Origin of the sequence: Leuconostoc sp. S50 (genome assembly GCF_016624925.1) — a bacterium.
Classification (GTDB): domain Bacteria; phylum Bacillota; class Bacilli; order Lactobacillales; family Lactobacillaceae; genus Leuconostoc; species Leuconostoc pseudomesenteroides.
In genome coordinates this window covers 21,674-47,707 of sequence record NZ_JACVUE010000011.1, presented here as the reverse complement: position 1 = coordinate 47,707, position 26,034 = coordinate 21,674, and the positions used below count along the sequence as shown (strand labels likewise).

Annotated in this window: 23 protein-coding genes and 1 tRNA gene; 23 read left to right on the top strand and 1 reads right to left on the bottom strand. The window is 39.4% G+C overall.

The window, feature by feature from the left end:
* The first annotated feature begins 148 nt into the window (after positions 1–148).
* The 16 genes from IAE53_RS09080 (at position 149) to IAE53_RS09005 (ending at position 20,324) form a co-directional block, all read left to right on the top strand.
* On the top strand, positions 149–1,870 hold the full coding sequence (locus tag IAE53_RS09080; protein WP_188353171.1) for an ABC transporter ATP-binding protein: 1,722 nt from the start codon (positions 149–151) through the stop codon (positions 1,868–1,870).
* Entirely contained in the window at positions 1,867–3,648 is a 1,782-nt protein-coding gene (locus tag IAE53_RS09075; protein WP_010279942.1) for an ABC transporter ATP-binding protein, read from the top strand. Before IAE53_RS09080 ends, IAE53_RS09075 begins: the two co-directional genes overlap by 4 nt.
* 173 nt (positions 3,649–3,821) lie before the next feature.
* A complete protein-coding gene (locus IAE53_RS09070; protein ID WP_148423590.1) occupies positions 3,822–5,048 on the top strand; it encodes a glycosyltransferase family 4 protein in 1,227 nt (408 codons plus the stop codon).
* Complete coding sequence (locus tag IAE53_RS09065) at positions 5,049–6,056, top strand: glycosyltransferase family 4 protein (RefSeq protein WP_188353170.1); 1,008 nt, start codon at positions 5,049–5,051, stop codon at positions 6,054–6,056.
* A gap of 9 nt (positions 6,057–6,065) precedes the next feature.
* Complete coding sequence (locus tag IAE53_RS09060; RefSeq protein WP_188353169.1) at positions 6,066–7,091, top strand: lysylphosphatidylglycerol synthase transmembrane domain-containing protein; 1,026 nt, start codon at positions 6,066–6,068, stop codon at positions 7,089–7,091.
* A 4-nt stretch (positions 7,092–7,095) separates the two neighbouring features.
* Positions 7,096–7,359 (top strand): YkuJ family protein, encoded by a 264-nt coding sequence (locus IAE53_RS09055; protein WP_010279928.1) that lies wholly within the window; start codon positions 7,096–7,098, stop codon positions 7,357–7,359.
* A gap of 49 nt (positions 7,360–7,408) precedes the next feature.
* Entirely contained in the window at positions 7,409–9,541 is a 2,133-nt protein-coding gene (locus IAE53_RS09050; protein ID WP_200136329.1) for an LTA synthase family protein, read from the top strand.
* Positions 9,542–9,644: 103 nt separating this feature from the next.
* Positions 9,645–11,657: an excinuclease ABC subunit UvrB gene (gene uvrB / locus IAE53_RS09045; RefSeq protein ID WP_148423593.1), complete on the top strand. Its 2,013-nt coding sequence runs from the start codon at positions 9,645–9,647 to the stop codon at positions 11,655–11,657.
* A gap of 35 nt (positions 11,658–11,692) precedes the next feature.
* Positions 11,693–14,554, top strand: coding sequence for an excinuclease ABC subunit UvrA (gene uvrA / locus IAE53_RS09040; RefSeq protein WP_200136330.1), 2,862 nt, complete (start codon positions 11,693–11,695; stop codon positions 14,552–14,554).
* Between the two features lie 122 nt (positions 14,555–14,676).
* A complete protein-coding gene (locus IAE53_RS09035) occupies positions 14,677–14,799 on the top strand; it encodes a putative metal homeostasis protein (protein WP_004911390.1) in 123 nt (40 codons plus the stop codon).
* A gap of 76 nt (positions 14,800–14,875) precedes the next feature.
* Positions 14,876–15,844: a gluconeogenesis factor YvcK family protein gene (yvcK, locus tag IAE53_RS09030; RefSeq protein ID WP_148423595.1), complete on the top strand. Its 969-nt coding sequence runs from the start codon at positions 14,876–14,878 to the stop codon at positions 15,842–15,844.
* Positions 15,845–16,789, top strand: a complete 945-nt coding sequence (gene whiA / locus IAE53_RS09025; protein WP_010279917.1) for a DNA-binding protein WhiA — start codon at positions 15,845–15,847, stop codon at positions 16,787–16,789.
* Between the two features lie 86 nt (positions 16,790–16,875).
* The gene (locus tag IAE53_RS09020) at positions 16,876–17,478 is read left to right on the top strand and encodes an ATP-dependent Clp protease proteolytic subunit (protein ID WP_139968114.1); all 603 of its coding nucleotides are present in this window, start codon (positions 16,876–16,878) and stop codon (positions 17,476–17,478) included.
* 318 nt (positions 17,479–17,796) lie between these two features.
* Positions 17,797–18,792: a D-2-hydroxyacid dehydrogenase gene (locus tag IAE53_RS09015; RefSeq protein WP_148423596.1), complete on the top strand. Its 996-nt coding sequence runs from the start codon at positions 17,797–17,799 to the stop codon at positions 18,790–18,792.
* A gap of 177 nt (positions 18,793–18,969) precedes the next feature.
* Positions 18,970–20,208, top strand: coding sequence for a PTS sugar transporter subunit IIC (locus IAE53_RS09010; protein WP_148423597.1), 1,239 nt, complete (start codon positions 18,970–18,972; stop codon positions 20,206–20,208).
* Positions 20,209–20,253: 45 nt separating this feature from the next.
* A tRNA-Ala gene (locus tag IAE53_RS09005) sits at positions 20,254–20,324 on the top strand.
* A gap of 125 nt (positions 20,325–20,449) precedes the next feature.
* Here IAE53_RS09005 and IAE53_RS09000 read toward each other — a convergent pair.
* A complete protein-coding gene (locus tag IAE53_RS09000) occupies positions 20,450–21,292 on the bottom strand; it encodes a VOC family protein (RefSeq protein ID WP_148423625.1) in 843 nt (280 codons plus the stop codon).
* A gap of 403 nt (positions 21,293–21,695) precedes the next feature.
* Here IAE53_RS09000 and IAE53_RS08995 point away from each other — a divergent pair, with 403 nt between their 5' ends.
* The 7 genes from IAE53_RS08995 to rsfS all read left to right on the top strand — a co-directional run bounded on the left by IAE53_RS08995 (position 21,696) and on the right by rsfS (position 25,995).
* Entirely contained in the window at positions 21,696–22,337 is a 642-nt protein-coding gene (locus IAE53_RS08995) for a peptidoglycan-binding protein (protein ID WP_233610722.1), read from the top strand.
* Between the two features lie 74 nt (positions 22,338–22,411).
* Positions 22,412–22,948, top strand: a complete 537-nt coding sequence (locus IAE53_RS08990; RefSeq protein ID WP_031941039.1) for a YqeG family HAD IIIA-type phosphatase — start codon at positions 22,412–22,414, stop codon at positions 22,946–22,948.
* Positions 22,938–24,083: a ribosome biogenesis GTPase YqeH gene (gene yqeH, locus IAE53_RS08985; protein WP_148423626.1), complete on the top strand. Its 1,146-nt coding sequence runs from the start codon at positions 22,938–22,940 to the stop codon at positions 24,081–24,083. Before IAE53_RS08990 ends, yqeH begins: the two co-directional genes overlap by 11 nt.
* Positions 24,083–24,394: a ribosome assembly RNA-binding protein YhbY gene (yhbY, locus tag IAE53_RS08980; protein WP_148423627.1), complete on the top strand. Its 312-nt coding sequence runs from the start codon at positions 24,083–24,085 to the stop codon at positions 24,392–24,394. Before yqeH ends, yhbY begins: the two co-directional genes overlap by 1 nt.
* Before the next feature lie 10 nt (positions 24,395–24,404).
* The gene (locus IAE53_RS08975) at positions 24,405–25,043 is read left to right on the top strand and encodes a nicotinate-nucleotide adenylyltransferase (protein WP_139968279.1); all 639 of its coding nucleotides are present in this window, start codon (positions 24,405–24,407) and stop codon (positions 25,041–25,043) included.
* Positions 25,036–25,620 carry a bis(5'-nucleosyl)-tetraphosphatase (symmetrical) YqeK gene (gene yqeK / locus IAE53_RS08970; RefSeq protein WP_148423628.1) on the top strand — a complete coding sequence of 195 codons (585 nt, stop codon included), beginning with the start codon at positions 25,036–25,038 and terminating at the stop codon, positions 25,618–25,620. Before IAE53_RS08975 ends, yqeK begins: the two co-directional genes overlap by 8 nt.
* A gap of 3 nt (positions 25,621–25,623) precedes the next feature.
* Positions 25,624–25,995, top strand: coding sequence for a ribosome silencing factor (rsfS, locus tag IAE53_RS08965; protein ID WP_148423629.1), 372 nt, complete (start codon positions 25,624–25,626; stop codon positions 25,993–25,995).
* The last annotated feature ends 39 nt before the right edge of the window (positions 25,996–26,034 follow it).

Here is a 26,034-nt window from a genome sequence, read left to right as displayed (position 1 = left end):
AACTGTTTCCTGAGGGAAGCAGTTTTTTTGCTGATAGTGGGAAATATTATATTGACAGACAAAGTAATTTATTTTATACTAAACTCACTGTTCAAAAGCTTTAAAAATTGTGCGCTGTCAATTACAGTGTGTTGAAAGAGGGAATGACATGCAAATTTTAAAAGAACATGCGAAACCATATTGGCGTGATATTACGTTTTCAATATTGGCGGTGATTGTCATGGCAGGTGCGTCGCTATGGCAACCGCGACTATTGCAGAATATCATGAAGGCAATTATTGCAGATAATCAAAGTCAAGTGATGCAATATGGTATTCAATTATTGGTACTAGCAGTGATTGGATTAGTTGCTGGTGTTATCAATACGATTTTCGCCGCAAAAGTCTCACAATCAATTGCAGCGGACGTTCGAGCAAACGAATACAAAAAAATTCAATCGTTTTCATTTGGTAATATCGAAAAATTCTCAGCAGGAAACTTGGTTGTTCGGATGACTAATGATGTCAACCAAGTGCAACAACTTGTCATGATGTTTTTACAATCATTGACGCGTATTCCTATTTTGTTTGTTGGGGCTTTCATCCTTGCGCTGATGACGTTACCACGTTTGTGGTGGATTGTGGTGTTGATGGTCATCTTGATTGCGCTATCATCACAAATTGTGTTCAAGCAGATGGGTAAATTTTTTACACGTATTCAAAAGTTGATTGACAAAACGAATACATTGGCTAAAGAAAACCTGCAGGGCGTTCGAGTAGTAAAATCGTTTAATCAAGAGCAAAATGAAACAACGCGTTTTACTGAAAATTCTGATGAATTAACACATGTTAACACGACGATTGGGTATTTATTTTCAACAATGATTCCCATGTTTATGTTAATTTCTTATGTGGCTATTGGTGCTGCTGTGTTATTTGTTGGTCGCGGCATTATCCAGCATCCAAGTGATTTAGCTGCAATTACATCATTTATTTCATATCTCATGCAGATTTTCTTTGCCATTATGATTGGTGGCATGATGTCAACATTTGCTTCGCGTGGATTTGTCTCGTTAGCGCGTATCAAAGAAGTGCTCGATACTGAACCTGATTTGACCTACGATGCTAATGCGGAAGAGCTTGACTTGAGCGGGGATGTCTCATTCAAAAATGTTGCCTTTACTTATCCCGGTGATCAAAAACCTGCCTTAGAAAATATTTCGTTTGATGTTAAGTCTGGTGAAATGATTGGTATCGTTGGTGCAACTGGTTCTGGAAAAACAACTTTAGCACAATTGATTGCTCGTTTGTATGATCCATCAGTAGGTGAAGTGACCGTTGGTGGTGTGAATTTGAAGCACGTGAATGAAAAATCACTGCGCCGTGCTGTTTCGTACGTACTGCAACGCGCTATCTTATTTAGTGGTACAATCGCTGGTAATTTAAGACAAGGTAATCAGGGCGCAAGCGAAACAGAATTACAAAAAGCTGCTGAAATTGCACAAGCTGCGGAGTTCGTTAACCGTTACGATGATAACTTTGAACACGAGGTTGAAGAACGTTCAGCCAATTTCTCCGGTGGTCAAAAACAACGACTCTCAATTGCGCGTGGCGTGGTCGGAAATCCTAAAATTTTGATTCTAGATGATTCAACATCCGCCTTGGATGCGCGATCTGAAAAACTAGTGCAAGAAGCGCTTGACCGTGATTTGAAAGGTACCACAACTTTTGTGATTGCTGAAAAAATTAGCTCCGTATTACACGCAGATCGGATTTTGGTGCTTGATGAAGGGCAACTTGTTGGTATTGGGTCACATCAAGAATTATTGCAAACATCTCCTATTTATACTGAAATCTACGAGACACAGAAAGCGAAAGGAGCGAACGCATGACTGATATTAAACGCGCGATTGTCTATTTCGCAAAATATCTTAAACGCTATTGGCTTAGTTTATCTTTTGTGACGGTTGTAACAGTTATTTCTATTTACTTTGAAGTGAAAGCGCCAGTTTATATGGGTCAAGCAATCACTGAATTGGCTAATTATGTTGGTCAATATATGAATCCACAGACCCAGCAAACTGCCAGTATGACGCCGTTTTACAAAGCGCTTGGCTTGATGATGTTGTTCTTCGTTGTGACTGCAATTACTATGTTCATTTCAAGTTTTATTTCCAGTCGTATTAGTGCGGAAGCTTCTGGGCGTATGCGAATTGGTTTGTTTGCCAAATTACAACGGATGACAATTAAGTATTTTGATACGCATCGAGACGGTGAAATTTTGTCATTGTTTACGTCTGACTTGGATAATATTTTCAACGCGATGAACCAAGCTATTTTCCAGTTATTGTCACAATTTGCCTTGTTTGTCGGTGTTATCTTGATGATGTTTAATCAAAATGTGAAACTTGCATTAGTGACGATGGCTTCAACGCCTGTTGCAATTATTGTTGCGTGGTTTGTCATTAGTCGTGCACGTCATTATATTGATCAACAACAAGATGCCACTGGTAAAATGAATGGTTACATCAACGAGCAAATTAACGGTGAAAAAATCATTATTACGCAAGGCCTGCAAAAGGAGTCGATTGCTGGATTTGCCCCACATAATGAAACTGTCAAACAAGCAACTTTTAGGGGTCAAGTATACTCAGGTATGTTGTTTCCTTTGATGCAAGGACTATCTTTGCTTAACTTGGCAATCGTGATATTCTTTGGCTCGTGGTTGGTTGTGCATGATGGTATGGATAAGTCGGTGGGCTTAGGCTTGATTGTAGTCTTCGTTAATTATTCACAGCAATATTATCAACCGATTACACAAATTACGTCGATTTACAACATGCTTCAATTGGCTGTTACTGGTGCCCGCCGTTTGAGTGATGTTGATGAACAAGTAGAAGAAATCTCACCAGTCAATGGTCAAAAACTGACTGGTGTATCATCAAACGTGACATTAAAAGATATTCATTTTGCCTATCAAGAAAATAAAGAAATCTTGCACGGTGTCTCAATTGATGTTCAAAAAGGTGAAATGGTTGCACTAGTTGGACCAACTGGTTCTGGTAAGACAACAGTGATGAATTTATTAAATCGCTTTTATGATGTGACAGGAGGTGCTGTTACATTTGATGGTGTTGATGTCCGTGACCTAGATCTCAAATCGTTGCGGGAGCATGTTGGCATTGTGTTACAAGATTCTGTGTTATTTAGTGGCACAATTGCTGATAATATTAAATTTGGGGATCCTGAAGCTAGTGATGAAGCGATGATTGATGCAGCTAAGCAAGCCAACATTCACGATTTTATTATGACCTTGCCTGATGCTTATCAAACCAAAGTAGACGACGAAAACTCGATATTTTCAACGGGTCAAAAACAGTTATTATCAATCGCAAGAACAATTTTGACAAATCCATCATTTTTAATTTTGGATGAAGCGACCTCAAACGTTGATACAGTTACAGAAGCAAGAATTCAAGCAGCAATGGATAATGTCATTGCTGGACGGACCAGTTTTGTGATTGCACATCGCTTGAAAACAATTTTGGGTGCAGATAAGATTGTGGTTTTGAAGGATGGTCAAGTTATTGAAGAAGGTTCCCACGAAGCACTAGTTGCTGAAGGTGGTTTTTACGCCGAACTGTATCATAATCAAATGGTATTTGAATAAATAATTTTAGCCACTAATTTCGAAAAATTAGTGGCTTTTCATTAGAAGAAAAAATGATAATAATCACTGCTAAAAAGCGGGCCGCTATTGGAAGGAAAACGCTTAAAATGTTATACTATTACTATTGCGTTTCGTATGCACGTTTAACGTGCGTTTAATTTTTGGAGGAGACAATGAACATTGGTTTGTTTACGGACACGTATTTCCCACAAGTCAGTGGGGTTGCGACCTCAATCAAAACTTTAAAAGAGGCATTAGAAGCTCAAGGACATCAGGTATACATATTTACTTCGACGGATCCAAAAGTGCCCAAAAATAAATTTGAACCACACATTTATCGTTTTTCAAGTGTGCCATATCTTGGCTTTAAAGACCGACGCTTGGCTTTTCGTGGCCTAATTCAAGCGGTTGAAATAGCTAAGTCAGTCCAGCTTGATATTGTACACACACAAACTGAATTTTCACTCGGTTTATTAGGTAAATTTGTGGCGCGACAACTCAAAATTCCGGCTGTTCATACGTATCATACGATGTATGAAGATTACACGCATTATTTTGCTAAAGGTATGCTGATTGGACCAAATGGTGTGGGTCGCATTATGAAGGCTTATATGATTGGTATGGCTGGTGTCATTGCGCCTTCTAAATTAGTGCAAGATACACTCATTCGTTATGGTATTACAGCGCCAATGCGTATCATACCAACAGGAGTATCCTTACCAAAACACCGTGCCACGCAGATTAATTTACGTCAAAACTATCATTTTTATGACACACAGCCAATTATTCTGTCTTTGGGTCGATTGGCTTTTGAAAAAAATGTTGCTATGACGATTTCGATGTTTTCGGAGTTGCTGCAAGTGATGCCGGATGCGCGTTTGGTCATTGCCGGTGATGGACCGGCTAGAAAATCTTTGTTTGAGCAAGTTGCGGAGCTTGAATTAGATGACAAAGTTATTTTTACAGGAATGGTTAATCACGAAGATATTGGTGATTATTACCAAATGGCAGATGTATTCGTCAGTTCATCGGACACAGAAACGCAAGGTTTGACATTTATTGAAGCCATGGCAGCCAATCGTCCTTTTGTGGCGATTCATTCCCCATATCTGGATAATTTAGTTGATAATGAAGCGATTGGAACCTTAGTCAGTGATTATGATGAATTGTTAGCAGCGGTTCAAAAATATCTTGAACGCCCGAATTCGTCGGCAGATGAGCAAGTACGTCAAGCCAAAATGAAAGATGTTGATGCGACAAAATTTGCGGAACGTGTTTTAGCGTTTTATCAAGATATTTTGGCCGACTACCATGCTGATGATGTCGATGATGAGTATCCCAATGATGAAGAGGTGGGATATATGAAGCGTATCTTACGCAATCCATTTAGGAGAAATTAATTGAAAGTTTTACTTTACTTTGAAAATCAAAAGTTAATTGCAAAATCTGGTATTGGTCGTGCCTTAAAGTTGCAACAAGAGGCGCTGTCACATACTGACGTGGTTGTCACAACTGACCCTAAATCAACAGATTATGATATTTTGCACATTAACACTTATGGTGTTGAGAGCCATCACATGGTTAATAAAGCGCATAAGTCAGGGAAAAAAGTGGTTTATCATGGTCACTCTACCTATGAAGATTTTCGTAATTCATTTATTGGCTCTAATATGATTGCGCCTCTGTTTAAGCGTTATCTTGTCTCGTTGTATTCCAAAGCTGATGCGATCATCACGCCAACACCTTATTCTAAGCAACTTTTGCGCGGCTATCGTCTGAGTCAACCCATTATGCCAATATCAAATGGCATAGCTCTTGAAAAATATGCACACGATGACGAAAAAATCCGTCAATTCAGAGATTACTTTGATCTATCGGATGAACAGAAAGTTGTCATGAGTGTTGGACTATTTTTTGAGCGAAAAGGTATTTTGGATTTTGTTGAATTAGCAAAGCGTCACCCTGAATATGTGTTCATTTGGTTTGGTTATACTGATTTGAGATTAGTCCCGGGCAAAATTAGTCGCCTCATTAAAGGCGATCATCCACGAAATTTAATTTTTCCAGGTTATATTACTGGTGATGTGATTCGTGGTGCCTTTCAAGGTGCTGATTTATTTTTATATCCATCCTATGAAGAAACTGAAGGCATTGTTGTGCTCGAAGCATTAGCTTCAAAGCAAAACGTATTGGTGCGCGACATTCCGGTTTATCACAATTGGCTACAAGATGGCAAAAATAGTTACAAAGCCCGCAATTTTGATGAGTTTGAATATAAAATGCAACAAATTTTAAATGGTGAATTAGCAGATTTGCGAGATGAGGGGTATCAATTAGCAAAAGCTCGTAATTTACCGGAAATTGGTCAACAGTTAAAAGCTGTTTACACGAGTTTATTGGGGAAGTGAGTCTTAACAATGTTAAAACGCGATAGATTATCAATCATTATTGTGACCGTTTTAACCGCGGGTGTCATCTATTTTTTAACGCGGGAATTACGTGGCAGAGGAAAGCAACTTGAAGAAGCATTGAAACATCTTGATTGGCGTTGGTTAGTGGGTGGTCTCTTGATGATGATCGTTTCAATTGCCTTTGAAGCCGCGGCAACAAGAGTGCTATTGAACAAAACAGACCGAAAAAACACTTCCTTTTTTGCTTTATTACGAGTGCCTTTATTGAACTTATTGGGTACAGGCGTGACGCCTTTTGCAACTGGTGGACAACCAGCACAATTGTATGGTTTAGCAAGAGCTGGTGTTGAATCTGGTCGGGCAATGTCTGTCATTTTGATGAAATTTTTAGTCTATCAAGTTGTTGTCGTGCTATTCTTTATAGTGGGTTATGTTGCAGCAGATACATTTATCTATTCACAAGTTGCGCCAACCTTTGCGACTTTCATTCCATTTGCGATTGCTATTCACGCGGTTGTTATTATGGGCATTGCCTTGGTGATGTTTTGGCCATCTTTGACTTTACGTCTAGTTGATTTTGTAGCTCCACTATTTAAGCGCATTATGTCAAAGCAACGGTTTGAGAGTGTTATTGCAACGACAAAACAAAAAATTGATAACTTTCATGAAGAGTCACGACGAGTTATTAGTAGTTGGCAATCATTAGTTGGTTCATCAATACTGACAATGATGCAGTTGATTGTTTTTTATTTAATTCCTTATTTTGTTATCCGTGCCTTTGGTTATGCGTCGGTAAATCCTTGGTTGATAGTCACTATGAACATCATGATTGTTATGGTGATTTCGTTGTTTCCTATTCCCGGTGGCGTTGGCGGCGCGGAATTGAGTTTTCAGTTATTGTTTTCACCATTCGTTAAAAATTCAGCAACATTGATTCTAGTCATTTTAATTTGGCGATTAATTACGTATTATTTTGGCATATTTGCTGGTATCATTGCATATATAATACCAGCACGAAAAAATGTGAGGTAAGAACATGGACAATGACGGACGTCATACAAGTGATTTGAAGCAAATCTTAAGTCGACTGCGAGCGATGATTGATTCAACCGATAATGCTGTTCAAATTCGTCGTTTTGACGCATTTGGCATTGAAGCGTTACAGGTCACTTATGACCAGTTAACACAAATATGGACAGTTCGAGAGCATCGAGAGGTGCGACAATTCCAATTTGATGATATTGATCTCGTAGCGATTGAAGTTTATGATGTGCTACATGATTTTAAACTAATTTATTAGGAGAGCACCAAGCAATTTTCTTAATTTAGCAAGGAGTGCGTTGACGACAATGAAACGTTTATTAAAATTAATTTCTAGTCCTAAAACATGGTGGCGACAAATAAAACGTACGATGGATACATCGGCACCCATCGTTTGGTTTTTTATTCTGAATGTGATGTTGGTTTGGCTGAAAATGTTTGCCGAGTATCATATGAACTTTAACTTGGGTGCGGAAGGCGCAACGCAGCAATTTTTGTTGTTTTTAAATCCAATTCCAACGGCTATTATCTTTATTAGTATCGCTCTCTATTTTCGTGGCGCATTGAGTTACTGGTTGGCGATTATTTTCAATTTAATTCAATCTGCTTGGCTGTTTGCAAACATGTTGTATTATCGAGAATTTTCTGACTTTCTATCGATGGGAATTTTAGGGTCGGGCAGTTCAACCGGGAATAATCTTGGTAAATCTATCGCTGCAATTATTCATTGGACGGATTATTTAGTTTTTATAGATATCATTATTTTGATTGCGCTGGTCATCTTTAAGCAGTTAACAATTGATCGAAAGGGTGTTCAGAAAAAATTTGCCATTTTGACAACACTTTTCGGTGTGATCTTAATGTTTGTTGACTATGGTATTGCGTCAACGAATCGTTCAGGATTATTGACGCGTTCGTTTGATAATAATTACATTGTTAAATATCTTGGGTTGAATGAATACGCTGTGTTCAATGCCGTTCAAACTTATAATCAGACAGAAAGTCGAAAGCGTGCTAAGCCAACCGATTTGGCAAAAGTTAAAAAGTTCGTTGCAACGCAAAAATTACCAGACAATATTCAATATTATGGCACGCAAAAAGGCAAAAATGTCTTTATGATTCATTTGGAGTCATTCCAACAATTTTTGATTGATTATAAAGTTGACGGTCAAGAAGTAACGCCTAATTTGAATAAGTTTTATCATGACCAAAATACGTTGAGTTTTGATAACTTTTATAATCAAGTGGGACAAGGTAAAACTTCTGATGCCGAAATGATGCAAGAGAATTCATTGTTTGGTTTGGCAACTGGTTCCGCAATGGTTAAATATGGTACTAATAATACGTTTGAGTCACTGCCAGCTATTTTGGGGCAACGTGGTTATACGACGGCTGCTTTCCATGGGGATGTTGCTAGTTTTTGGAACCGAGACAATACCTACAAGTCATTTGGCTATGATTATTTCTTTTCAAAATCTTATTACCCTAACGCCAACAAAGCAAATTATAATGTTGGTTACGGTATGAAGGATAAGATATTCTTAAGGGACAGTGCGCAATATATTGAACAATTACCACAACCATTTTATGCAAAGTTAATCACAGTTACTAATCATTATCCATACGATCTAGATAAGCAAAATATTGATTTTCCAGCTACCAAAACAGGAGATAACACGGTTGATGGTTATGTTCAAACCGCGCATTATTTGGATCAGTCCTTTGGTGAGTTAATGGCATACCTTAAGAAAGTTGGTCTCTACAATAATTCAGTGTTTGTGCTTTATGGTGATCACTATGGTATTTCCGAGAACCATCAGCCAGCAATTGCACAATTACTTGGCAAAGATAAGGTGACAAATTACGATTTAGCTAATTTCCAAAAGGTGCCATTTATGATTCATGCAACAGGTTTGAAAGGTGGCATTGATCATACCTATGGTGGTGAAATTGATATGATGCCAACTTTGCTGGACTTATTGGGTGTGCCAGATGATGGCATGACCATGTTTGGACAAGATATGTTATCGAATGATTATAAAGGCAAGGTTGTTTTCCGAGATGGTGATTGGATCACGCCAACTTATACCAAGTTTAATAATCAATATTTCAACACCCAAACAGGCCAGCAGGTGACAGAGAGTTCGGATAAGCAACTCAAAAAAGTTGCTAAAACAATGTCCGATTATGCTACGAAAGTGCTTGGCTATTCAGATGATGTTATTACTGGTGATTTGTTGCGATTTGATACATCGCGGTCAGACTTCCATGCGGTAAACAAAAAGGATTATAATTACAAGAAGTCTGCTGGTCTAGCAGCGTTGAAAAAGGCGCAAAAGAGTAATCCATCAAGTATTTTGGCCCAAAATAAGGGAAAATCAACATTAAGCGATTATGTCACAGATGCTCCTGAGTTAAAAAATGAGAGTTCAGATAAGTAAGAATGGCGAACAAGGTTCAACTAGAACATTTGTTCGTTTTTTGATATAATGAAACAAGATTGTCTCAAAAAATAGTGACAAGGTGACGAAAAGAGAAAATAATATGATTGAACACCAAACAGATCATGAATTTGAAGTGGTCTCAAAATATAAACCAACCGGTGATCAGCCGCAAGCCATCGAGCAGCTAGTCAGTGGCTTACATAATAATGTAAAGGAACAAATTCTACTTGGCGCTACGGGAACCGGTAAAACCTTTACTATTTCCAATGTTATTAAGGATGCGCAAAGACCAACATTAGTGCTCAGCCATAATAAAACATTGGCAGGACAACTTTATAGCGAATTAAAAGAATTTTTTCCAAATAATGCTGTTGAATATTTCGTATCCTACTATGATTATTATCAGCCGGAAGCTTATGTACCAAGTTCTGATACTTTTATTGAGAAAGATTCCGCTGTCAATGATGAGATTGATAAATTGCGTAACTCAGCAACAAGCGCACTGTTGGAACGACGCGATACCATTGTGGTGGCTTCTGTCAGTTCAATTTTCGGATTGGGAGATCCACATCAATATAAAGATCATGTGATTAGTTTACGGGTGGGCTATGAGTATGGTCGCGACCAGCTGATGCGTGACCTGATTGACGTTCAATTTACTCGTAATGATATTGATTTTCATCGTGGTACTTTCCGAGTGCGGGGTGATGTTGTCGAGATTTTCCCAGCCTCACAAGATGAGATGGCGTTACGCGTAGAATTTTTTGGGGATGAAGTTGATCGTATTCGAGAAATTAATTCCTTAACGGGTGAAACAGTGTCAGAACGTGAACATGTTGCTATTTTTCCTGCTAAGCACTTTATGACAGACGACGATCAAATGCGTGTCGCGCTTGAAGGCATTCGCCAAGAAATGAATGAACAAGTGACAAAATTTGAAAAAGAAGGCAAATTAATCGAGGCACAACGGATTAAACAGCGCACGGAATATGATTTAGCAATGCTTGAAGAAATGGGATTTGTTGGTGGTATTGAAAACTATTCACGTTGGATGGATGGTCGACAAGCTGGAGAACCGCCATTTACACTCCTAGATTTTTTCCCAGATGATTTTCTCATCGTAGTGGATGAAAGCCATGTGACAATGCCACAGGTGAGAGGCATGTTTAATGGTGACAAGGCACGTAAGGAGACATTGGTTAACTATGGTTTTCGATTGCCAAGTGCTTTAGATAATCGACCATTGACACTACCGGAATTTGAGCAACATGTTAATCAAATCATTTACATGTCAGCCACACCGGGTGATTATGAAATGAACCGTGTAGCACCAGAGCATATTGCACAGCAGATTATTCGCCCAACTGGTCTGCTCGATCCCGAGGTTGAAGTACGCCCAGTTATGGGTCAAATTGATGACTTAGTAGGCGAAATTAATTTGCGATCGAAACGTGATGAACGTGTTTTTATTACGACACTTACTAAGCGAATGGCAGAAGATTTAACTGATTACTTGAAAGATTTGGGCATTAAAGTTGCATACTTACATGCCGACATCAAGACGTTAGAGAGAACAGAAATTATTCGTGATTTGCGTTTAGGAAAGTACGATGTTTTAATTGGTATTAACTTGTTACGTGAAGGTATTGACGTGCCTGAAGTGTCCTTGGTGGCCATTTTAGATGCGGATAAGGAAGGCTTTTTGCGTAATCCACGCTCATTGATTCAAACTATTGGTCGTGCAGCACGTAACGAAAATGGTCATGTCATCATGTATGCCGATAAAACCACCGCGTCGATGGCAGAGGCAATGGCAGAAACAAGTCGACGTCGTGAGATACAGATGGCATATAATGAAGCGCATGGTATTACGCCAAAGACCATTAAAAAGGAAATTAGGGATCTGATTTCGATTACGCATGCTGCTGTTTCGGATGACAAAGCAGTTGATTTGACGCAAGTGGCATTTGATGATTTGCCAGCAGATGAGCAACAGGCTATTATTGATAATTTGACGGCACAAATGAAAGCAGCTGCTAAAGCGCTGGACTTTGAAGAAGCCGCACAATTGCGTGATAGTGTCATGACATTAAAAACACGTGCTGGTCATTAACCAACACCATTTAAATGAATTTAAAGAGAAAAAGAATGGCAAAAACACAAATAGAAATTCGCGGTGCACGGGCACACAATCTAAAAAACATTGATGTTGATATACCAAAAGATCGTTTGACTGTTGTCACGGGTTTGTCGGGATCTGGCAAATCATCGTTGGCATTTGATACTTTATATGCCGAAGGGCAGCGTCGTTATGTGGAAAGTCTAAGCTCTTATGCTCGCCAGTTTTTAGGTCAAATGGATAAACCAGATGTTGACTCAATTGATGGGCTATCACCTGCGATTTCAATCGATCAAAAAACAACCTCCAATAATCCAAGATCAACGGTTGGCACTGTTACAGAAATTAATGATTATTTTAGATTGTTATATGCGCGAGTTGGTCGCCCGGGTGATCCGGATGATGGCACAAAAATTATGTATACAATTGATCAAATGGTCAATGACGTACTCGAGCGGCTGCCGGAGGGGAGCCGATTACAGGTGTTTGCACCAATCATTCAGCAGCAGCGCGGCTCCCATGCTTCAGCATTTGATGTGATGCGAAAACAAGGCTACATTCGCGCCCGTGTTGATGGTGATTTGATTGAGTTAGACTCAGACAATGAGACATTAGATAAAAATGAAGCACACGATATTGATGTTATGGTTGACCGCATTGTTTTACGTGATAATTCTCGATCACGTTTATATGATTCAATTGAGTCAGCAGTACGTCTCGCGGCTGGGCGCGTGACAATTGAGGTCGTGTCACGAGATGACAAATCAGAATCAATTGTTTTAAGGTATTCTGATCATTACCTTGGCGAATTAAAAGATTTTCGTGTTGGTCGGCTAGAACCACGACTGTTTAGTTTTAATGCACCACTAGGTGCTTGTGAATTTTGCCAAGGATTAGGCGTTACCCGTGAGGTTGATATCGATTTGGTTATTCCAGATCGGCACAAATCGCTTAACGAAGGGGTCATCGTACCGTGGAATCCTATTTCATCTAACTATTATCCTGAAATGCTAAAGCAGTTTGCCGAACAATTCAAAATTGATATGGACAAACCGTTTGAGAAACTAACTGCTAAACAACAAACACTCATCTTAAATGGCTCTGGCGATAAAGATTTTCATTTCCATTATGAAAATGATTTTGGTGGTGTTCGTGATGTTGACATACCATTCGAAGGTGTGATTAACAACATTTCTCGTCGTTTTAACGAAACTAATTCTGACTTTACACGGGATCAGATGGCCAACTATATGACAGAGTTAACTTGTAAAGCATGTGGTGGATATCGTTTGAACCCGGCAGCCTTATCAGTGAAAATTTCGGGTAAGCATATTGGTGAAGTTTCTGAAATGCCTGTTGACCAAGAACTTAATTTTTTTAATGGTATCAGCTTGGGTCAACAAGATACAGAAATCGCGGCGCCAATTATTAAAGAAATTAAAGATCGTTTGGGATTTTTGGAAAGTGTTGGATTGAAATATTTAACACTTTCTCGTTCTGCTCGGACACTTTCTGGCGGTGAATCTCAGCGTATTCGACTAGCTACACAAATTGGTTCCAACTTGTCTGGCGTGCTTTACGTTTTAGATGAACCTTCTATTGGGTTGCATCAAAGAGATAATGACATGCTTTTGGCATCATTGCAACGTATGCGTGATTTAGGCAATACGTTAGTCGTTGTCGAACACGATGAAGACACGATGCGCGCTGCTGATTACTTAATTGATGTTGGTCCTGGTGCCGGTGCCCTTGGTGGGAAAATTGTTGCTAGTGGTACACCAGCTGTCGTTGAAGCTAACCCTAACTCCTTAACAGGGCAATATTTATCTGGTAAAAAGTATATTCCTGTGCCTACTAAACGGCGATCAGGAAATGGTGAATTTATTACCATTAAGGGTGGTAAGGAAAACAACCTTAAAAATGTGACTGTGAAGTTTCCTTTGGGGAAGTTTATCGCTGTCACTGGTGTTTCGGGTTCAGGGAAATCAACGTTAGTTAACGCGATTTTAAAACGAGCCCTCAAGCAAAAATTAAACAATAATTCTGAAAAACCTGGTCGTTTTCGTGCCATTGAAGGTGTTGACAATATCGAACAAGTTGTTGACATTGATCAATCACCAATCGGACGAACACCACGTTCAAATCCTGCCACTTATACTGGTGTATTTGATGACATTCGTGATTTATTTGCACAGACAAATGAAGCCAAAATGCGTGGCTATAATAAGGGAAGGTTTTCATTTAATACTAAAGGCGGTCGCTGTGAAAATTGTCGTGGTGATGGTGTCATCAAAATTGAAATGAACTTTTTGCCAGATGTTTATGTGGCATGTGAGGTATGTGGTGGCACACGTTATAATTCTGAGACACTTGAAGTGAGCTACAAAGGCAAAAATATTTCACAAGTACTGAATATGACAGCAACTGAAGCCCTTGATTTTTTTGCGCCAATTCCTAAAATAGCCCGAAAGTTGCAAACTATTAACGATGTTGGATTAGGGTATGTCAAATTAGGTCAATCAGCCACAACACTTTCTGGTGGTGAGGCCCAGAGAATGAAGCTGGCATCTGAATTGCATCGTCGTACTAATGGTAAAACAATGTATATTTTGGATGAACCAACCACGGGACTTCATACAGATGATATTGCGCGTCTACTGCAAGTTCTTGAACGATTGGTTGATGCTGGTAATACAGTGGTTGTGATTGAGCATAATTTGGACGTGATTAAATCTGCTGATTGGCTGATTGATATGGGACCTGAAGGTGGTGCAGGCGGCGGTGAAGTATTAGTCACGGGCACACCCGAAAAAGTCATGAAAACAGAGCAGTCCTATACTGGACGTTATCTCAAAACAATTATTGAACGTGACTTAGATCGCGCTAAATAGTTGCATTTCCATTAAAACGTGGTATAGTTATTAAATGTAAGTAAGATTGCTAGAGTAATTAATTGAAAAATATTGATTACCCCGTCCCTATTTGCAAAAAAACAAATTGGAGATCTCATACAATGACAGAAAAATTAGACATTGCCTCAGCGGCTCGCAAGTTGAAAAGTCCTAATATTAAGACACGTAAGCGTGCTCTAAAGGCAATTCATGACCTTGCCCGTCAAAAAACAGTTTCTAAGTAACAGTTAGTCGTCCTACAAAATTGTGGGGCGACTTTTTGTGTTAAAATGAAGTTAGTTTTTGGAAAGGTTGAAAAATATGAACCCTAAAATCGTGATTATTGGTGGCGGTTCCGGTTTGCCAGTTATCATTAAGCCTCTAGTCAGAGAAGCGGTTGATTTATCGGCCGTGGTGACTGTTGCTGATGATGGTGGATCGAGCGGACTGCTAAGAGATTACATTAATATCGTGCCACCAGGTGATATTCGTAATATTTTGGTGGCAATGGCCGATGTCGATCCAGAAATATTAAAGCTCCTGCAATATCGTTTTCATGCAGAAGATGAATTCTTCGCTGAACATGCTGTGGGTAATTTAATTATTGCTGCGATGACGGAAATGCAGGGTAACATTTTTGATGCTGTGCAACGGTTAGCGACGTTTTTGAACGTCTGTGGTCACGTCTATCCTGTTTCAAATGAGCCATTAGTTTTACATGCAGAATTTAAAAATGGATCGACTTTGGCGGGTGAGTCTGAAATTACGCATGCGCATCAAACAATTGATCATGTGTGGGTCACTGGTGATGAACCAGGCGAGGAACCGAAAGCAGCACCGGAGGTTGTGACAGCAATTATGAACGCTGACATGGTAGTGTACGGGCCGGGTAGCTTGTTTACTTCGATTTTACCAAATGTCGTGGTGCCAGAAGTGAGACAAGCTCTCCAGCAAACGTCAGCCAAACAAGTCTATATTGCTAATATCATGACGCAAAAAGGCGAAACAGATGCCTATACAGATGCACAACATTTGCTAGCCCTTAATGCACATATTGGTGCACCCGTTGTTAATTATGTTGTTTCAAATAGTAAAAAGGTACCAGACGATTTCGTTGATTTTCAGAAGTGGAATGAGATTTCAAAACAAGTTAAACTTGATGAATCAGCTGTAAAGGTTCAGGGCGCTCAGCAAATTGCTGGTGATTTTTTGCAATTACGTGATGCTGGGGCCTTTCATGATGGTCAAAAGATTGCTGATAAGTTGATGGAAATTTTAGGAAAAAAATAGATGTCTTACGCTGCTGAAGTAAAAAAGGAACTAACTGGTTTGATTGTTCATGGCGGTAATGCCAAGGCAGAGTTATCGGCACTTATGCGCATGAATGGCGTCAGCACACTCGGGTTAGATCAAAGCATTCGCGTTCAGACCGAAAATGCGGCAATTGCTAGACGCATTTACACGCTTTTAAAACAAAGTTATGATAATGTTGAGGTCGAAGTGACAGTCAGTGATCACAACCATTTGTCTCGACATAAGTCATACGGTGTATTGTTGAAAAGCCAGATCGATGATGTGCTAAATGACCTTGGGGTTGATCCTTTTGGTCTTCATCCAGAGATTCCGTCGCGCCTTCTAAATCAAGTCGATAAAAAAAGATCGTTTTTACGTGGCGCTTTTTTGGCGACGGGTTCTGTCAATTCGCCCGAAAAAGCAAATTATCATTTAGAAATCTATACGACACATGAAGAACTAGGCGAGCAACTTTTGATCATGATGTCTGGGTTTGATTTACCAGCCAAAATGACCGATCGCGGTAATGGTTTCATTGTCTATTTAAAACGTGCTGAGAAAATTGTTGATTTTTTACAAACTATCGGTGCAACGCAATCCATGCTGAGATTTGAAGACATTAGAATGATGCGTGATATGAGAAATTCGGTGAATCGGTTAGTCAATGCTGAAACGGCCAACATGCAAAAAACGGCGATTGCCGCTAATAAGCAGGTGTCCCAAATTCAGACGATTGCAAAGCAAATCGGTGGTTTGGATTTTCTGCCACAAAAGCTTCGAGAAGTGGCACAGGCGAGACTAGATAATCCGGATGAATCATTGGCAGAGCTAGGTGAAATGTTAGAAATTAGTAAATCAGGTGTTAATCATCGTATGCGAAAATTAAAACAATTGGCAGAAATGATTGAAGCTGGTGAAGCGTATGATTTGACTAAATTGTAAATTTTTAGCACTCACGCTATTAATGTGCTAAAATAATAATAAGTTAATTATTTGAATTAACCAAGCTAGGATACGAGGTAAAATTTATGTGGCCCGGAGTTATTGAACAAACTGCAAATGGACGTGAAAACTATGATTTACCATCACGTTTATTAAAAGATCGTATTATTTTGGTTCAAGGAGAAGTCGAAGATAGTATGGCAACCTCTATTGTTGCTCAGTTACTATTTTTGGAAGCTCAAGATCCAAACAAAGAAATTTCAATGTATATCAACTCACCAGGTGGTTCTGTTACAGCGGGATTATCAATTACTGACACAATGAACTTTATTAAAGCACCTGTCACAACAATTGTGATGGGCCTTGCGGCATCAATGGGTACTATTATTGCTGCTTCAGGTGAAAAAGGTCATCGTTATATGTTGCCAAACGCCGAGTATTTAATTCATCAGCCAATGGGCGGTGCTGCCGGTGGGACGCAACAGACAGATATGGCAATTATTGCTGAACAATTGACCAAAACACGTGCAAAGTTGAACAAAATTTTGGCGGATGCTTCAGATAAGGACTTGGACCAAATTGCACACGACACTGAACGTGATAACTGGATGAGTGCTGAAGAGACCTTGGAATATGGTTTCATTGATGGTATTTTGACTAAATCTGGCGATAAGCCTATCTCAAAATAAAAGCAACCGAATGGTTGCTTTTTTACTACAGAAAAAAAGCAGCTTCATCACGGCTGCTTTCATGAATTTAGATGTTGCGGGCATCTAAAAAATTCGAAGGAGAGTCATCTAGCGATGACGTTATTTAGGAGAGTTTCCAGCGCGTGTTGCTCTGGAATATCTATAATATTACAGCCTAATTGTGAATAATGTGTGTTTTTAGTTTAAGCATTTTGAGAACAAATTATGAGAAAAATGTTGATTACTGATAATTAAATGTCGTGCTTTCATTAGTGAAATAGGGTACAATGTAAATGTAATAAAATTTTGGAGGAACTCATGAAGATTTTTGCTTACGGTATTCGTGATGATGAAAAGCCATCACTTGAAGAATGGAAGGCTGCCAACCCAGAGGTTGAAGTTGACTATACACAAGATTTGTTGACGCCTGAAACAGCTAAATTAGCTGAAGGGGCTGATTCAGCTGTTGTTTATCAACAATTGGATTACACTCGTGAAACATTGACTGCTTTAGCCAATGTTGGGGTTACTAACTTGTCTTTGCGTAACGTTGGTACAGATAATATTGATTTTGATGCTGCGCGTGAATTTAATTTTAACATTTCAAATGTCCCAGTTTATTCACCAAATGCAATTGCTGAACATTCAATGATCCAATTGTCACGTTTGCTACGTCGCACAAAGGCTTTGGATGCAAAAATTGCCAAGCATGACTTGCGTTGGGCACCAACAATTGGGCGCGAAATGCGTATGCAAACGGTTGGTGTTATTGGTACAGGTCATATTGGTCGTGTTGCCATTAACATTTTGAAGGGATTTGGCGCAAAAGTAATTGCTTATGACAAGTTCCCAAACGCTGAATTGCAAGCTGAAGGTTTGTATGTTGACACGCTGGACGAATTGTATGCGCAAGCAGATGCTATCTCACTCTACGTGCCAGGTGTTCCTGAAAACCACCATTTGATTAACGCTGATGCGATTTCAAAGATGAAGGATGGTGTCGTTATCATGAACGCTGCTCGTGGTAACTTGATGGACATTGATGCTGTGATTGATGGCTTGAATTCTGGTAAAATTTCCGACTTTGGGATGGATGTTTACGAAAATGAAGTTGGTTTGTTCAACGAAGACTGGTCAGATAAGGAATTTCCAGATCCAAAGATTGCCGATTTGATTGCCCGTGAAAATGTTTTGGTTACACCACACACGGCTTTTTATACAACAAAGGCTGTCTTAGAAATGGTTCACCAATCATTTGATGCCGCTGTTGCGTTTGCTAATGGTGAAACGCCAGCTATTGCAGTTAAATATTAATTGAGCATTTTTTTACAAATACAACTATTAAATTCCCAGACTAGACCTCTGGGAATTTTTATGCGGAGTACTTGTGAAATAATAATCAAGTGATATAATTGTTAGTGTAATATATTTATGTGCTGTGATGTTGAGATAGTGGGAGACATCACAAGCGTTGGAAAGAGGAAGTTTGATATGACTATCAAAGCAGACGGCCAGAAATGGTCATCGAAAGCGTCGCAGGAAGTTCGGAATGAAGCTTATGCACGCAAAGCCAAAGAAAATGCGCCCGTAGCATTTAGCGGCCAAACAAATTTACATTTAAAGGATTTTTTCTTTAAAGTACTATCTGGATCAGCCCAAGGAATTTTGATTGGTGTTTTGCCATCAGCTGTGATGAAGTACATTATTCAGTATTCAGGTTTAGGGACAACTGCTTTTGGTGCTAACTTGAGTGCTATTCTAACTTTGTTTACATCGTTGATTCCGTTCTTAATTGGTATGGCTGTTGCTTTACAATTTAAGATGAAGAGTTTGGATGTTGGTGTTGTGGCTATTGCAACGGCGGTGGCATCTGGTTCAATCAAGTGGGCAGTTGCACCAACAGGGTTTGTTAATCCAGTCACTGGCTTGAAATCGGTTGCACCGGCAAACGTATACATCGCCAGTGGTGCTGGTGATGTTATCAATGCTATGATTGTGTCTGCGATTGCTGTTTTTGTGACATGGTTGGTAGCCCGCTATTTGAAAGGATTTGGTTCAGTCGCCATCATTTTGAGCCCAATTATTGTTGGCGGTGGTGTTGGATTAATTGGAAAATCAATTGCACCATACGTTGGTGATATTACGACTTGGATTGGTAACTTGGTTGAAACATTTACCAAGTTAGCCCCAATCCCAATGGCGATGTTAATTGCAATGGCGTTCGCCATTATCATCATCACACCTGTGTCAACTGTTGGTATTGCTTTGGCAATTAGTTTGTCTGGTATTGGTTCTGGTGCCGCTGCAATGGGAGTTGTTGCTACGACTATTGTCTTGCTAATTAATTCTTGGAAGGTGAACAAGCCTGGTGTGACGGTTGCAATTGCTTTGGGTGCTATGAAAGGTATGATGCCTTCTGTATTTGCTAAGCCTGTGACAATGTTGCCATTCTTATTGACGGCGGCAATTTCAGGTATTCCAGTAGCGCTATTTAATATTCAAGGCACACCAACAACCGCTGGATTTGGTTACATTGGTTTGGTTTCACCAATTCAATCAATGGTTAAAGATGCTGCAGTGCCATCATCAGTGATGAATAACTTTATCAATCCGTTTGTGGCAATTATTGCATGGTTAGTCATTCCAGTGATTGCAGGGTTCATTGCACAATTTGTCTTCAGTAAGTTATTGAAATTATATACACCTATGGATTTCCAACAAGATTTATAATTTACAATAAAAAAATACAATGATTTAGCAAAGTCATTGTATTTTGGGGCTATAGTATAGAGGGAGTACGGCTGGTTCGCAATCAGCAAACACGGGTTCGATTCCCGTTAGCTCCAATTAAATTAGGCTGTTTTACCGCAATTGTCGGTAAGCAGCTTTTTTGATTGTCAAACATTGATTCGATTGAAATCCAATACTGTAGTATTAATCTTGCTAAAAAAAGGAATGGCACTGCTTGATTTCACATCTGTTTGGCATAGTCTTCATTGATCAATAATCGGCTACCAAAAGGATCTACCAAACAAATCTGACTTGGTTGCGTTGAGTGATTTTGGTCGTGGAGCGAATGTTGTAATATTGTAAAAAGTTGTTTGTCAACTAAAATTGTCCAATCGACTAAACCATTTTCATCAGAGCGTCGTCGTGCCACGTTGGGTCCAAACCATGTATTATAGGCGTGGTGATGGTGATAGGCATTGTGAGCGTAAAAGTGTGCGCTCTCCGTTATTTTTGCAGTTAATGACATTTGCAACATAGTGATAAAAAACGCATCACCTTTATGAACACTATCTCCCACGAAGTGTAGGTGACCAATTGTCATACCAACAGGAAATTCCGACCAAGCGCCTTGTTTAGTCTGTAATAGGCTGAAGACATCTACTGCTTTCGTACCCATTTTGACGAACCCTTGGTCCCATTCCCACAGTTCTGTCGGTCTATCGTGATAGAGTTCAATGCCGTTGCCATTGGGATCATTTAAATAGAATGCTTCACTAACATCGTGGTCTCCCGTGCCTAACGGATATTCAGACAAAATTAACCGTTCTATCAAACTTGCTAAACTCGCTTTATCTGGGAAAAGCAACGCAAAATGATACAATCCTTGTCGTTGCTGTGATGGCTTACGTCCGGTAAATGTTAAGGTTAGGAAAGGCTGATCTTGACTGGTGAAGGCATAAGAAAACTGATTTTGCGCTTTCTTTCGTTCGACAAGTCCTAACATGTCACGATAAAAGCTACGCATATGTTGTTCATCATCTGCCAATAGGGTGATGTGAGCAATTTTATAATTTACGTTAAACATATAATCTCCTGCCACTTACTATTTATTAGTATAATAATATAACTAATTAATTTTGTCTAGGTTTTAAGAGATTTAACCATTAACCTGCGAACAAATAAAAAATTAAATTAGGTCTTGACGGAAATAAAATGACTGTTATAATAATATTGTAAGCGTTTTCATGTGTGATTCGTTTATAGTCTGATACCGTACAATCAGATTACTCCTTAAACAGCACAATACTGTGCAAATAGATCAACAATGAGACTGACAAAGTCATTGTTGATTTTTTATTTTTAAAATAATCGTTATTTTTTCTTTTTAATATACAAATCATTGTTTGTTGTTTATTATGTATTTTTGGTCTACGTTTTTGTTAATTTTCGTAACGTCCATGTAACATAAACAAGGCACAATGGAAGACATGATAAAGAGAATATTGATTGCAAGCGCTACAATGACGGGAGTTGCATTGGGTGCATTGGGAACACAACTACAAACAGAAAATCAGCCAACTGATGCTGCAAGTCTTGACCAAAAAGTCGACGTCAAAGCAGTTGATGCAGCTGCTGAATCATTGGCTGATGTTAAGATGATTTCATTGCCTAAGGCACAAGTGCCAAAGTCTTCAGAAAAAGTTGACGACAAGACTGAAGATCAGCCAGTGGCTGCATCTGAAACAGCAACGGCTCAAAGTGACGCTAATCAGGCACCAACAGTAACTGAGGTTAGCACTAATGCTAATACAAACAACACGGATAATGTCTCATCAGTCGCTAATAGTCAAGCCACAGTGACAGCGGTATCGCAACCCGCTACGCCAGCAGTATCCGCCGACATTCAGTGGTTGATTCAACGCGAAAGTGGCGGCAATCCAAATGCTCAAAACGGTCCATATTATGGTATTGGTCAATTAACTGAAGCATATTACGCGCAATATGTTCCTGGTCAAGATTACCGTGGTAATTACGCTGTTCAGTTAGAAGCTATGCAAAAATACATTGCCGATCGATATGGTTTAGTAGCTAATGCAATTGCACATTGGCAAGCCAATAATTGGTATTAATAAACGTGTAACCCGTCTTACGGGTTTTTTTGTTATAATAGATAAAGAAACAAACGAGATGAAAGATGGATACGATGCGCTTAGAACACTTTACACCGACATATATGGTCGAACGAATATATGATTTAACAGTCGATGATTTAAAGGCGCATGGGATTAAAACTGTGCTCGCAGATTTAGACAATACATTGCTGGCATGGAACAATCCTGAGGGTACGCCCGAATTACGTCAATGGTTACAGGACCTACGTGATGGCGGTATTGAACTAATTGTAGTATCAAACAATACAACAAAACGAGTGGCTAAAGCAGTTGCACCATTGAACGTAAATTTTGTTTCATGGTCGCTAAAGCCATTGCCGCGTGGCATACTACACATACTAAGAACTCATCATCTTAAGCGCGACGAAGTAATTATGGTTGGCGATCAAATGCTAACTGACGTTTGGGCTGCACACAGTGCTGGCATTAGAAGTGTTTTAGTTCAACGTCTAATCGAGTCGGATATGTGGCAAACATGGCTTAATCGCAGTATTGAAAAGTACATTAAGAAAATTGTCTTTAAAGCACATCCATATTTGAAATGGGAGAAAACATTACGTGACAACTGAAATCACTGACGACTACGTTCAAACACAATTAAATGAAGGCTTACGCTGTATTGGCTGTGGAGCTTTAATGCAAATTACTAGCCCAGAAAAAGCTGGATATTTGCCATTAAGCGCCTTAAAAAAAGCCATTGATAGCGATGCGCTTTTCTGTCAGCGCTGTTTTAGGCTACGTCATTATAACGAAATTCAACCAGTCGAATTAACTGACGATGACTTTGCCAGATTATTGCATCAAATTTCTGAGACAAAAGCGTTGATTGTCTACGTAGTGGATTTATTTGATGTGACGGGGTCTGAAATTGCTGGGTTGCCACGTTTTGTAGGTGACAACAACCCTATTTTAGTGGTGGGAAATAAAGTAGATTTGCTTCCTAAGCTATTGAATCAGAATCGACTAAAACAATGGTTGCAGGCAATGCTTAAAGCTCAAGGGATTAAGCCAGCTGACATTTTTTTGACTTCTGCGACACATCCTAAAAACTTAGACGAATTACTTGAACGTGTCGACCAATTAAGATTGGATCGTGATGTTTACGTAGTGGGTGTGACTAATGTCGGTAAATCAACACTGATTAATCAAATTATCAAGTCACGGACTGGTGTTCAGGATTTGATAACAACTTCACGTTTTCCAGGGACTACATTGGACCGCATTGAAATTCCGTTAGCAGATGGTCATCAATTAATTGACACCCCGGGCATTATCAAACGTGAGCAAATGGCACATGTTATTGCTGATAAAGATTTAAAGTATGCGCTGCCGAAGAAAGAAATCAAGCCACGTACTTATCAGCTCAATCCGGAACAAACATTGTTCTTAGGTGGATTGGCTAGGTTTGATTTTCTGAGTGGTGAACGGACGGCTGTCACAGCTTATTTTGAAAATAATTTAAATATCCACCGCACTAAATTAAACGGCGCAGATGAATTTTATAATCGACATGTTGGGGAATTACTAACACCAGCGCCACTGAATTTGACGACTTCACCACTTGTCAAACGTGAATTCAATATCATTGAAAAAAGTGATCTCGTTTTTGCTGGATTAGGTTGGATTACCGTGCCAGCGGGCATTAAAGTTGCCGGATGGGTACCAGAGGGCGTTGACGTTCTAATTAGAAAGGCTATGATTTAATGACACTTACAGGAAAACAAAAGCGTTTCTTACGCTCACAGGCAAACACTCTATCGCCAATTTTTTCAGTCGGTAAAAATGGGTTGACGACAACTTGGCTAGAGGAATTAGTGATGGCGATTGCAAAGCGTGAACTGATCAAGATCAGTTTGCAACAAGGATCTGAGGAAACGATTGATTCAGTTGCCGACTATATCGAGACGCACTCAAATATTTCAGTTGTTCAAACGATTGGCCGGACAATCGTCTTATATTTACCAGCAGTAGAAGAAAAATATCAGAAAGTTTCAGTTGCTTTAGAAAAAATCTAAGGGTGTCAATATGCGAGAAACAGTAACCATTGCGCCACAAGTCCAAACGGAAACAGCGCCTCAGAAAGAAAAAAAACGAATAGGTATTTTTGGTGGGACGTTTAATCCACCGCATATCGGACAACTCGTTTTAGCTGAAAGTGTGGGGCGACAATTAGGCCTTGAAAAAGTTTATTGGATGCCGAATGCTCAACCCGTTGATGGCACACATGCCAGTGCTATTGCACCATCATATCGTATGCAAATGGTTCACTTGGCAATTACTGACAATGCTTTTTTTGACATAGAACTTTTGGAAATTCGCAATGGTGGTGAGTCGCATACTTTCAATACGATGCGCGAATTAGTCTCATTGCATCCTGAAAATGAATACTATTTTATTTTGGGTGCAGAAAAGATCAAAACATTAGCAACTTGGGACCATATAGATGAGCTGAGTCAACTGGTTACTTTTGCTGCTGGTGTGCGTGAAGGGCAATCTACTTCATCAGATTACCCAGTATTGTGGTTTAACGTGCCGGATATTCGCGTCAGTGCATCAGAAATACGAACTAGAATTAGAATGAATCAAAGTATTAATTATTTAGTACCAGAACGCGTGGCCCTATTTATGCAAGAATATAATTTATATCGAGGATTTTATGACTAAATATTTTGATGGCAGTATTGCTCAACTCGAAGAAAAAGTTGAGGCTCAGTTATCAGATTACCGTTTTCAACATGTACGTCGTGTACGGGATTATGCGGTTCAATTAGCGGAAGCAAATGGTGTTGATCCCGATCAAGCAGAGGTAGCGGCATTAGTTCATGACTATGCTAAAGAACGCTCAGATAGTGACTTTATAGCTGTTATCAAACGCAAAAAAATGGATCCCGATTTATTGAATTGGGGCAATTATATTTGGCACGGTGTCATTGGTGCTGAAATGATTCATGATGAACTAGGCATTACGGACCCTGATATTTTAACGGCTGTGCGTGAGCATACCACTGGTGCTGGAGCGACGATGAGTAAGCTTTCACAAGTGATTTTCATGGCAGACTATTTGGAAGTGGGCCGTGATTTTGACGGTGTTCAAGTGGCAAGAGATATTACTAAACAGTCCCTTGAGCAGGGTGTAAAATATCAAATTGTGCATACATTGGCACGTCTGGTTCAAAAAGAAACGCCGATTTATCCAAAATCGTTGGAAACTTATAATTATTGGGTTAGGAAAGAAAACTAAAATATGACAACAACTTTAAATGCGAACACAGTTTTGGAAACAGCAGTTGCGGCAGTTGATGCGAAAAAAGCTAATAATATTGTAGCGCTTGACATGCGTGAAGTGAGTTTAATGGCTGACTACTTTGTAATTGCTGATGCTGCTTCTACTAGACAAGTACAAGCTATTGCGACAGAAGTGAAAGATAAAATTGAAGCTGCCGGTGGTGAAGTACGATTTACAGAAGGTTTTCGAGAAGGTCAATGGGTATTGATGGACTTAGGTGACGTTATCGTACACATCTTTGATACTGAAAGTCGTGATTTTTATAACTTGGAACGATTGTGGCATGATGCACCATATGTTGATTTGACAAGTTTATTAGTAGAGGATTAAGAAGGCTGGGACAACTTGTGCCAGTTTTTTTATGTTAAA